9 protein-coding genes are annotated in these 11,878 nt (G+C 42.2%); 1 reads left to right on the forward strand and 8 read right to left on the reverse strand.

The window, feature by feature from the left end:
- Positions 1-93: 93 nt before the first annotated feature.
- Complete coding sequence (locus NQ556_RS12320) at positions 94-1,140, reverse strand: AraC family transcriptional regulator (protein ID WP_022220782.1); 1,047 nt, start codon at positions 1,138-1,140, stop codon at positions 94-96.
- A gap of 240 nt (positions 1,141-1,380) precedes the next feature.
- Here NQ556_RS12320 and NQ556_RS12325 point away from each other — a divergent pair, with 240 nt between their 5' ends.
- Positions 1,381-3,768, forward strand: coding sequence for a glycoside hydrolase family 2 TIM barrel-domain containing protein (locus NQ556_RS12325; RefSeq protein ID WP_022220783.1), 2,388 nt, complete (start codon positions 1,381-1,383; stop codon positions 3,766-3,768).
- Between the two features lie 91 nt (positions 3,769-3,859).
- Here the strand turns inward: NQ556_RS12325 and NQ556_RS12330 are convergent, their stop codons facing one another.
- The 7 genes from NQ556_RS12330 to NQ556_RS12360 form a co-directional block, all read right to left on the reverse strand.
- The gene (locus NQ556_RS12330) at positions 3,860-4,462 is read right to left on the reverse strand and encodes a Maf family protein (protein WP_008373205.1); all 603 of its coding nucleotides are present in this window, start codon (positions 4,460-4,462) and stop codon (positions 3,860-3,862) included.
- Between the two features lie 3 nt (positions 4,463-4,465).
- Positions 4,466-4,975, reverse strand: coding sequence for a flavin reductase family protein (locus tag NQ556_RS12335; protein WP_008373204.1), 510 nt, complete (start codon positions 4,973-4,975; stop codon positions 4,466-4,468).
- A gap of 12 nt (positions 4,976-4,987) precedes the next feature.
- Positions 4,988-6,211: a tyrosine--tRNA ligase gene (gene tyrS / locus NQ556_RS12340; protein WP_008373203.1), complete on the reverse strand. Its 1,224-nt coding sequence runs from the start codon at positions 6,209-6,211 to the stop codon at positions 4,988-4,990.
- Between the two features lie 770 nt (positions 6,212-6,981).
- Positions 6,982-8,385: an alanine/glycine:cation symporter family protein gene (locus NQ556_RS12345; RefSeq protein ID WP_008373201.1), complete on the reverse strand. Its 1,404-nt coding sequence runs from the start codon at positions 8,383-8,385 to the stop codon at positions 6,982-6,984.
- A 130-nt stretch (positions 8,386-8,515) separates the two neighbouring features.
- Positions 8,516-9,358, reverse strand: coding sequence for a carbohydrate ABC transporter permease (locus NQ556_RS12350; protein ID WP_022220784.1), 843 nt, complete (start codon positions 9,356-9,358; stop codon positions 8,516-8,518).
- Entirely contained in the window at positions 9,358-10,209 is an 852-nt protein-coding gene (locus NQ556_RS12355; protein WP_008373199.1) for a carbohydrate ABC transporter permease, read from the reverse strand. Before NQ556_RS12355 ends, NQ556_RS12350 begins: the two co-directional genes overlap by 1 nt.
- 190 nt (positions 10,210-10,399) lie before the next feature.
- Positions 10,400-11,719, reverse strand: coding sequence for an ABC transporter substrate-binding protein (locus NQ556_RS12360; protein ID WP_008373197.1), 1,320 nt, complete (start codon positions 11,717-11,719; stop codon positions 10,400-10,402).
- Between the last annotated feature and the right edge of the window lie 159 nt (positions 11,720-11,878).

Below are 11,878 nucleotides of genomic sequence, written 5' to 3' on the forward strand. Positions count from 1 at the left end.
AATGCCAGTTCCGGCTTGCTGTCGGTTCTGGCATTTTTTCAAAGAATCTCTGTTCCAGTAAATACAGTAATTTCGTTTGAGATTTCCTGTCATTTAACGGAACTTCGATTTTCTATATTCCCTCGGAGTCATTCCATAATTTTTTCGAAAAAGCCTGTAAAATTGTGTCCGATTACTAAAGCCAAGGTCCTCCATGATTTCTGCAATCGTAAGATCCGAATCCAAAAGAAGTCCCTCCGCCTTTTCCATTGTAAATTTCGTGCTATATTCATACAGAGACAACCCGGTATATTTTTCAACCGTTTTATAAAGATAATCTCCTGAATAACTAAACTTTTCCTCCAAATCCTTTCTGCGCACCTGTCCATCCTTTTCCCGGATATAACTGGTTATCTGATCAAATAGTTCTCTCTCAGACGTATTTCCGAAAGCAACCGGCGTATTTGTGTAAAGCGCTCCGTCAAACAATGCAGATAACATTCCTATCATTGCTCCTGCAATCTGAAAATTTGATTTAGGCGTTCTCTTCTGCAATCCTACTGCAATTTTGTCAAAACAATCATGCACTACTTTTGTCTCTTTCATCGGAATAAAATCGATATAAGCCCGTTGTGATGCCTCTTCTTTATCCAATTCATGTAAAAAGAATTTCCTTACCATCTCATATTCCTTTGTGCGTTTCCCGGAAAAAACACTTGGAAATTGTAGTAAATTCAAAATATATTCTTGTGTAAATTCCAGAAAAATCACTCTGCAATACTCATCGAATTCCTCCAGATGGCGAATATTCATATTCATCAGACAGCAACTTCCTTTCGGATAAAGATGTCTGGTATTTTCAATGTTCTGATATAGCCTTCCATCTGCAACATACATCAACTCATAGAAATTATGTCTGTGCATACTTTTCCTTTCAAGAATTTTGTCCGATTCCTCCTTGTCCATACAAAGATATCCTAAATCCTTCGGTCCTATAAATGTAAGCACCTCTCTTCCTTCTTCTTTTTCCGGATAATAGAAATCTAAAATAAAAGAAAGACTATCTTCTGTAAAATGATTTTCTCCAAAACCTTTTTCATATGCCTTCATTTCTTTAATTAAATCCTGATACATCATAGGACGTGTAGATTGAAAATACATAATTTATTCCTCTTTCTGATAAAAACCAGTTTTATCTTTTTATAGTGATCATTCCTGTTCATCTCGAATAGCTCTTAACAATTGAATCTGATACACATAAGGTTCAATCCCATCATTTATGCCATTTATACTCTTTTTCATATCATTTATAATAATATCATATGATGTGGATGTCAAAATTTTTTACCACTCACTAATTAACCGAATTGTTCTATTCAATAGTAAAAGCGAGGAAAACTTATGCAAAAAACAGATTTCAACCGTGACTGGACCGTACAGAAAGACGGATCCAATGAAATACTTCATGTCAATCTTCCAGATGACGCCATGATCCGTGAAGAGCGCTCAAAAGAGAATAAAACCGCAAGTGCAAGTGCCTATTTTGCCGGTGGCAAATATATTTACACTAAAATTTTCGATCTTTCGGAAAATGAAACCAGACAAACTCTGATCTTAGAATTTGAGGCTGTCTATCAAAACGCAACCGTATTCTTAAACGGCAGACAGGTTGCCGAACATCCTTACGGATACACAAACTTTTTTGTTGACATCACCGGAAAAGTTATTGCCGGAACAAATGAACTGAAAGTCGTTGCAGACAACGCAGATGTCCCGAACAGCCGTTGGTACTCCGGATCCGGTATCTACCGCGAAGTGCACCTTTACCGTTCCGGAAGTTCTTATATCCGCCCGGAAGGGTTAAAAGTGCAGATTGTTGATCTTAATACAATCCACATTTTTACTGACGCGGTTATGCAGCCCGATGAAAAAATTGTACTGGAAATTTTCAATGACACTGGCAAAATCGTATCTTCCGAAGGCACAGATGTCACCATCACCATCCCAGATGCACACCTCTGGTCTGCCGAAGATCCTTATTTATATACCTGCAAGGCAACCCTTCTACAAAATGGAACTGCCATTGATACTGCCAGAACCTCTTTCGGAATCCGTACCCTTTCCTGGGGAAAAGATGGATTTCTTGTAAACAACAAGTCCGTCCTTTTCCGGGGTGCCTGCATCCATCATGATAATGGGGTACTCGGTGCCTGTGGCTTCCATGATGCTGAATGTCGGCGGGTACGCATTTTAAAAGAAGCCGGATTTAATGCCATCCGTTCTTCACACAATCCCATTTCAAAGGCAATGCTGGATGCATGCGATCAACTTGGTATGTACATTATTGACGAAGCTTTTGATATGTGGCTGATCAAGAAAAATCCTTACGATTACGCCGGTGAAACATTTTTCAAATGGTGGAAAGCTGATATTGCTGCCATGATTTCAAAAGACTATAACCATTCTTCTGTTGTGATGTACTCTGTTGGAAACGAGATTACAGAGCTTGGACTTGCAGACGGGCAGGAACAGGCCCGTATCATGACTGAATTCTGCCATACCAAAGATCATACAAGACCTGTCACAGCCGGGATCAATCTGATGCTTGCTACCATGGCCGGAAGTAAAAAAAGTATTTATGGCACGGACGAAGACGGTAAAGTCAAAGACAGTGGTTCCGGTGGACTGGATAACGCTCCGACCTCTGAATTTTTCAATATCATGATGAACAAAATGGGCGGACTCATCAATAAAGCAGCCAAAACAAAAAAAGCGACTGCCATTGCTGAAATTATGTCCGGTATTTTCGATATTCCCGGATATAATTATGCATCCAGCCGCTATAAAATTGATGCCAGAAATCATCCGGAACAGGCGACAACCGGCTCTGAAACTCTCCCGCAGACCCTTTACGATAACTGGCAGCTTGTCAAATCGATTCCTACCATGACCGGCGACTTTATGTGGACCGGATATGATTATCTTGGTGAATCAGGCATTGGCACCATTCAGTACAAAGACAAAAAGACGAAGCAAAATGCCGATCCGGGCCTTATTATTTCCGGTGGTGCCGGTATCATTGATATCTGTGGAAAAAAACGTCCGGAAGTTGGATGGAGCAAGATCATCTGGGGATTACAGAAAACTCCAACAATTGGTGTTGACCCTTATACCCGCACAGACTATTTCCAGTCTCTTTCTATGTGGCGTGTCACAGATGCGGTGGAAAGCTGGTCATGGGAAGGCTGCGAAGGGAAAAAAGCTTCTGTAACAATCTACTCAGATGCAGACAAAATAGAACTTCTTGTCAATGGAAAAAGCGCAGGTAAAAAGAAACCGAAAAAAGATATTGCAAAATTCAGGAAAATTCCATATGAAGCCGGCAAAATCGAAGCCATTGCTTACGACTCCTCCGGAAAAGAAACAGCCCGCACCACGCTTGTCTCAGCCACTGGAAAAACTTCGATAAAACTCACTCCTGAAACAACAAACCTCTGTGCAAATGGTCAGGATCTCTGCTTCCTTAATATCGATCTTATCGGTGAAAATGGAATCACAAAATCCTCTGTCGACCAGGAGCTGAAAATAGAAATCTCTGGTCCTGCAACACTTCAGGGATACGGTTCTGCAAGACCAAATGTTGAAGAAAGCTTCTGCAACGATACTTTCAAGACATTCTATGGCAAATCCTTAGCCGTAATCCGGGCCGGCTATGAACCAGGCACTGTCACTGTAAAAGTATCCGGAAAAGGATTAGACACCCAGGAACTCACACTAAATATTTGTTAAAACTCTACAGATTTCTAAATAAAACCAAAGGAGAACATCAGAACTCTTTTTCTGTTCTGACGTTCTCCCTTCTGGTCATTTATCCCATTTTCTAATAAATATATTTCTTCATTTCCTGATATACCCTTGCAAGAGGAAGTCCGACGATCGTATTATAATCACCTTCAATCCCACAGATATACACGCCAAATGCCCCTTGGATTCCATAGGCTCCTGCCTTGTCCATCGGCTCTCCTGTCGCAATATATTCCCTGATTTCTTCCTTGCTCATCGGATATACATGCACATCACTGCATTCATGAAATGTCTTCCGGATCTTTTTCCCATCCTTCTTTATCAGAAGCGTAACACCGGTGTAAACCTGATGTGCTTTTCCCTGAAGCATGGAAATCATCTGATATGCCTCTTCTTTATCCTTTGGCTTTCCGAGAATCTTTCCATCCGCTGCAACCACCGTATCTGAGCCGATCACCAGAAAATCTCCTGTATTTTTCGTTTCATACTGCTGATAGACATCTTCTGCTTTCTGTACAGAAAGTTCTTCCACAACCTGGCTTGGAACCTGGGATGTAATTACTTCCTCACAGTGTGACGGCATGACTACATGCTTTATATTTCCCTGTTCCAGCAGTTCTGTCCTGCGCGGTGATGCAGAGGCCAGAACTACAGTCAGCTTCTGTGTCCTACTACACATAGCCTAATCCTCTTTCACAAGAATCTTCTTAATTTCTCCCATATACATGTTATGCATATCTTTGTCAGCATACCATTTGTCAAGATTTGCTTTCTCAACAAAATGTTCTTCTCCCATGCGCTGTACATAAACCTTCTTGCATACAAAGATCATTTTTGCTTCTTCAAACGCAACTGTTCCATCTACATAATATGGTGTCAGACCGGCTTCTTTGATCTTATCTTCGTCCCTTCCGGAAACTCTTCCACAGAGATTTAACGCTTCTCTATGCTCTTCTCCAAAGAATGCCAGTGTAAAATAATCTTCTCTGTCCACAAATTCTTTGGTATAACGGGAATCACGGATATAAGCTGTCGCAGTCGGCTTGCCCCACATAATTCCAACACCACCCCAGCTTGCTGTCATGGTGTTACATTTTTCTTCATTTCCTGCTGTGATCAGCATCCACTGTTTTCCGATCAGGTCAAATGGATTATCCTTTAATTCTTCTGCTTTTATTTCTGTAAAACTCATTTTTCTGTCCTCTTATTTTGCGATTACTTTACGGAAATTCTTCTTTCCTTTTCTTACAACTTTTCCTTCACCTTCAAAGTCTGCTTTTGCAAATGTTGTCGCAATATCGGAAACCTTTTCTCCGTCAACGGCAACTCCACCCTGCTGTACGGCACGGCGTGCTTCTGACTTGGAAGCAACCAGTCCACTCTTGTGAAGCAGTGTCAGGATATCGACAGACCCGTCTGCAAAATCTTCATCAGAAAGCTCTGCTGTCGGCATATCTGCTGCATTTCCTGAGCTGAACAGTGCACGTGCGCCTTCCTGTGCCTTTGTAGCTTCTTCTTCGCCGTGAACCAGTTTTGTCAGTTCAAACGCAAGGATTTCTTTTGCTGTGTTAAGCTGTGCGCCTTCCCATTTGTCCATCTCATCAATCTGCTCAAGCGGAAGGAATGTCAGCATACGTAAACATTTAAGAACATCTGCATCTGCCACATTTCTCCAATACTGGTAGAATTCAAACGGAGAAGTTTTTTCCGGATCAAGCCATACAGCTCCAGACTGTGTCTTACCCATCTTCTTTCCTTCTGAATTCAGAAGCAGTGTGATTGTCATCGCACTTGCATCCTTACCAAGCTTACGACGGATCAGCTCTGTACCACCAAGCATGTTGCTCCACTGATCATCTCCGCCAAACTGAAGATTACAGCCGTATTTCTGGTATAACATATAGAAATCATAGCTCTGCATGATCATGTAATTGAACTCAAGGAAGCTCAATCCCTTTTCCATACGCTGTTTGTAGCATTCTGCAGTCAGCATACGATTTACGGAGAAATGTGCTCCGACTTCACGAAGTACTTCCACATAATTCAGATCCATCAGCCAGTCCGCATTATTAACCATCAGTGCTTTCCCGTCTGAAAAATCAATAAAACGGCTCATCTGCTTCTTAAAGCAGTCACAGTTGTGCTGGATTGTCTCCGGTGTCATCATCTGACGCATATCTGTTCTACCGGACGGATCCCCGATCATAGCAGTACCGCCCCCGATCAAAGCGATCGGCTTATTGCCAGCCTCCTGCAGTCTCTTCATCAGGCACAGTGCCATAAAATGTCCAACATGCAGACTATCCGCCGTCGGATCAAACCCAATATAAAACGTAGCCTTCCCGTTATTCACCAGATCCCGGATAAGCGGCTCATCCGTAACCTGCGCAATCAATCCTCTGGCCTTAAGCTCTTCATAAATACCCATTTCTAATCTTTCCTTTCTTTTTTCAAAACCTATATCTTAGTCACAGCCAATCTTCTCCCCCGGAGAAGGAGGCGTCCCGTCTGGAACTCTTTGAAGTCTTCAAGGATGTCAGCCATCCGGAAACCATTTCTATTTGACTGCATGTGCAGGCGGATGCTCATACTTCTTAGGTTTTGGGAATTTGTGTTATGATTGAAAATCCATCTGTCTGAGCGCAGCGAGTTATGGATTTTCAATCATGCCCTTAACAAATTTACAAAACCTTAGAAGTATCAGCCGCCGAACCCGCAGACAAATAGAAATAGATTCCGGATAGCGTCCGTCCTGAACCCCTTCAATTTTTCCAATAAAAAAACCTCGTCCTCCGGCCAATCAGCCTTTAAGGACGAGGTATATTCTCTCGTGGTACCACCTTAATTCACATTCGGCTCGCACCGAATGCCTCAGTCAGTAACTAACATTACCGTAGCAGGTATAACGTCCGCCACTCCGTCACAGCTTACTTGCGCTTCCGCGCGTTCGGTGTGAAACTCCAAGATGTATTCACATCTGACTCTTCGTGCACCTCTCATCAACCGGTTACTTTCTGTCTGAGCCTTGTCATCTGCTACTTGTTCTCTTCATAGCCTGTAATTTTCTCTTCTTTTGTCATACTACCGTATCCTTCAAAATTTGTCAAGCCGGATTTCACGCCAAATTATCACAAAACAACTTTTGTCAAATCCAATTCACAGCCTTCCATCATTTTCCGAACCACTCTCGCAGATTCCCTAATTCCAGAAATCCGTCTTCTGCTCCAGCTCAATATCTGCACTTTTAAACACCGGATTAACTCCCCGCTTCAACTGATCCTCATAATCCCGGATTGCCTTAAATGCCGTCCCGGACAAAATCAGGATCACCGGAATATTGATCAGTGCCATCACACCCATCAGTACATCGGAAAGATCCCACAAAAGCGACATTTCCATACCTGCCCCTAGAAATACAACAAATGCAGATACCAGGCGGAATCCGCGCATAAATTTTTTTCCCGGTTCCTTTTTATGGATATAGGTCAGAAGATTGTCGCAATAGAAACAATTTCCAAGCAATGTTGTAAACGCAAAAAATACCATAGCCACCGTTATAAATACCGGACCAAATGCTCCCAGGGATTCCTGAAGAGATGCCTGAACCCACGGTGCCCCCTGCATCTCCCTGGTTGGATCAATGCCAGACGACATACACATCATCGCCGTTGCCGTGCAAAGAAGAAGTGTGTCGATAAAGACAGACAGCATCTGAACCAGTCCCTGTTTGACCGGATGGCTGACATTTGCAGAAGCAGATGCATTCGGTGCCGAACCGATTCCGGCTTCGTTGGAATAAAGCCCACGGCGGATACCCTGCATCATAGCAGAACCCGCAAACGCTCCGAAAATCGCCTTGAAATCAAACGCTTCCTCAAAAATACGCAGGAACATTTCCGGCACATTGCGGATATTGATGATAACCACAATCAGCGCCATACCGATATATGCAAGTCCCATCACCGGCACAAGCGTCGATGTCACCTTTACAATACGGCTTCCACCGCCAAGCAGACACCATCCGGTCAGAACTGCCAGAATCCCACCAATGATCCATGGGCTTACCTTCGGATCATAAAAAGAAAATCCGGAAAATGTAGACTGCAGATTGTAGGATGCCAGCATATTGAATCCAAATGCATAAGTCAGGATCATGGCAATACAAAACACGATCGCCAGTGGTCTGCAATGCAGCGCCGCCTCGATATAATAAGCCGGACCACCATAGCATTTCCCATCCTCTCCCTTTTTCTTGTAAATCTGTGCCAGCGTACTTTCAATCAGTGCAGACGCACTTCCAATGATCGCAATCACCCACATCCAGAATACAGAACCAAATCCCCCAATACAAATTGCCGATGACACCCCGACAATATTTCCCGTTCCTACTCTCGATGCCGTTGAAACCATAAGCGCCTGGAATGATGAGATTGCCTCTTTGTCGTCCGGCTTCTCCATCACGGACTCACAAGCTCTCTCAAATAAACGCACCTGTGGAAATCTTGTCCGGATTGTAAAATATAAACCTGCACCGATCAGAATAATCACCAGAAGTTTGCTGTACATAAATGAACTGACCGCCCCAATAATCGTCTGAAACATACCTTCTTTCCTTTCTCAATGTTTTCTACCATTTTCGCTATATCTTAACGGAAACTCTCAAAATTTGCAAGCTTTTTCTATTTAAAAGCGGACAAGCAACGCCTGTCCGCCAAATTTATACTATATTTTTCTATCCCTTTACAGCTCCGGCAGCAACACCCTTGATGATGTACTTCTGTCCTGCCAGATATACAATGATGATTGGGATTACTGTAAGCATAATGCTTGCCATCATCGGTCCCATTTCAACTCTTCCGTAACTTCCGCGGAAATACTGGATCAGCATTGGGATTGTTTTATACTTCTTAATATCAAGTACAAGAGTTGGAAGCAGGTAATCATTCCATACCCACATTGCTTCCAGAATACCTACGGATATCATGGTAGGCTTCAGGATATGGATGTCGATCAAAAAGAAGGTCTGCAGCGGATTACATCCGTCGATCATGGCAGCTTCTTCGATTTCTACAGGAATCGATTTTACAAATCCGCAGAACATAAATACCGCAAGACCTGCGCCAAATCCGAGATAGATCACCCAGATATTCCATGGCATATTCAGATGTAAGGTATCTGCTGTCTGTGACAAGGTGAACATAACCATCTGGAAAGGAACAACCATGGAAAATACAAACAGATAATATAAAATCTTTGAAATCGGACTATTTACACGGGTTATATACCATGCACACATGGAGCAACATACAAGAATAGCAACTACAGAAGTAATCGTAATAAATGTACTGTATCCAAGACTGCTCAAAAATCCTTTTGAAGCAACGGCATCTACATAGTTTGCGATTCCTGCAAATGCATCTGCAGTCGGAAGTTTAAATGCAGTTCCTGTACTGATCGCTGATTCTTTTTTCAAAGAGTTCATCAGGATCATAATGATCGGATAAATCCAGGCGAGTGCCGCAATTGTTAATATAACTATCCATATTGTATTTGCAATACTTTTCTTCTTTTTCATTACTGCTGCACCTCCTTAGATCTTGTTGCTTTCAGCTGTACCAGTGAAATAATGATAACCAGAGCACAGAAGATCACTGCTTTTGCCTGTCCATAACCTTTCCACTGCATTCCGGCACGTGCGTAGAATGTCTGGTAAATATTCAGTGCCAGCATTTCTGTCGCATGGTTTGGATCTCCACCTGTAAGAGCCAGGTTCTGATCAAACAATTTAAATGAATTGGTAAGTGTCAGGAAGACGCAGATCGTGATGGAAGACATTACCATCGGAACTCTGATCTTCCAGAGGATATCCCACTTTGCTGCTCCGTCAATCTCTGCTGCTTCGATCAGATCATCCGGTACATTCTGAAGACCTGCGATGTAAATAATCATCATATATCCGATCTGCTGCCAGCACATCAAAATGATAAGTCCCCAGTAACCGGCTGAAGAATTCAGTGCCAGAAGCGGCTGTCCGATGATCGTAAGCAGACAGTTGATCAGGATCTGCCAGATATATCCAAGTACGATTCCACCGATCAGGTTCGGCATAAAGAAAATAGTTCTGAAAATATTGGTTCCCTTTAACTTCTGTGTCAGAAGCAGTGCCAGGCCAAATGCCAGTACGTTGATCAGTAAGATCGATACAATCGCAAATAATACTGTAAATTTAAATGAACTTGTAAATGATGTATCCTTGATTGCTGCGGTATAATTTGATATTCCAACAAATGTTGCATTTCCTACTGTTGTAAACTTACAAAAAGAAAGATAAAATCCCTGTGCAAACGGAATGATAAATCCGATCACAAATGCAAGAAATGTTGGGAGAACAAATATTGGTGCATGTTTTTTCAGTGCCTTTTCCATAGAAATCCTCCTCTTTTCCTTTTGCCCGGAAGGATCTTCCTACCAGGTGGCTCTCATTTCACTTTTTATTTTTATATGGAAAAACGTAGGTTCCCATATCCAGAAAACCCGCTTCGTACAGGCTCTCCTCTCACTTAAAAGGGGCAGGCAAGCCGCCTGCCCCTAGGTCCGTTCTTTTTATGCAACTTATTTATTCATTTGCAAGCTTGTATTCAGATGCCCATCCATCTACGAATGCACTTACTACTGCATCCCAGTTAGCATCTGTCTGATCTGCTGCATAAGCTGTCAGTGCAGATCCAACACCATTTTTCCACTCTTCTGAAGGCATTGTTGAGAAGTTCCATGCTACCGGAGTCTTTCCGTCTTCGGTCATCTGTTTGTCTTCTTTGATAAAGAGATTCTGAGATTCCTGAGCTTTCTTAAACGGAATGTTGAATCCCATATCGTCTGCCATACATTTTGTTCCTTCATCTGAAGTTACACACCAGTCCATAAAATCTAATGTAGCCTGAATATCAGCTTCGTCTGCGTCTTTATTTACGCACCAGTAATTTTCTGTACCTGTGCAGAGTCCCTGGTTTGCTTCATCGCCTACACCAAAGTAAATCGGAAGCATGGTCATGTCATCATCTGTCAGACCACCATCGATCAGCTGTGTATATTCCCATGTACCATTCTGATAGAATACAGCTTTTTTATTCAGGAATTCATTTCTTGCATCGTCACCTGTCTTTGCAGCAAGATCCTTTGGATCGCATGTGCTGTTGTTGATGTACAGATCCCACATATCGCGATAATTGTCAAGATATGTGCCTTTGATTGCATCTGTTGTGTTAATTCCTTCATCCTGATATTCAAAGTAGATCGGAAGGTTTGCAAGGTGTGTCTTGAATCTCCAGTCAGAAGATCCGTCCATACCTGCTGAAGTAAATGCAGAAAATCCAAGTTCAGAAGTTCTATTTGTAATGTCTTCTGCTACTTTTTTCAGATCTGCAAAAGATTTGATGTCATCCGGTGTATATCCTGCTTCTTTTAATAATGTCTTATTTGTGATAATTCCGTATGTTTCAATAACATATCCGATACCTGCTACAGAATCTCCGTCTTTCAGTGCATAATCATCACTTGTGAGTTCTTTGTAAATATCAGAATCTGATAAGTCGTAGCAGTAATCTTTCCAGTTTGCAAGTCCTACAGGTCCGTTTACCTGGAATAATGTTGGTGCTCCGCTCTTTCCCATTTCACTCATCAGAGTGGTTTCATAGTTTCCGGAAGCTGCTGTAACAACCGTTACATCTACACCTGTCTCTTTTGTGTAATCCTTTGCCAGCTGCTGCCACTGTTCATCCTGCTCCGGTTTGAAGTTCAGATAATATACAGATCCTTTGCTGCTGTCCCCTTTACCGTCTGCACTCTTGCCATCGCTCTTGCTTCCACATCCTGCAAAGCATCCAAGTGTCATGATTCCTACCAGCCCCAGTGCCAGCCATCTTTTTTTGTTTTTCATAATTTCCGTTCCTCCTCGTCTGGATTTCTTTTCTATGCTTAAATAATAGCAAGAATCCAATCAAAGGCTGTAGCAAATCGCAAACCTCCTTTAACAAAAAATATACTTTTCGAAATGTAAAAAATTTGTTATTGATAAAATGACACCAACAGCCTTCTC

Origin of the sequence: Coprococcus comes ATCC 27758 (assembly GCF_025149785.1) — a bacterium.
GTDB classification, from domain to species: domain Bacteria; phylum Bacillota; class Clostridia; order Lachnospirales; family Lachnospiraceae; genus Allocoprococcus; species Allocoprococcus comes.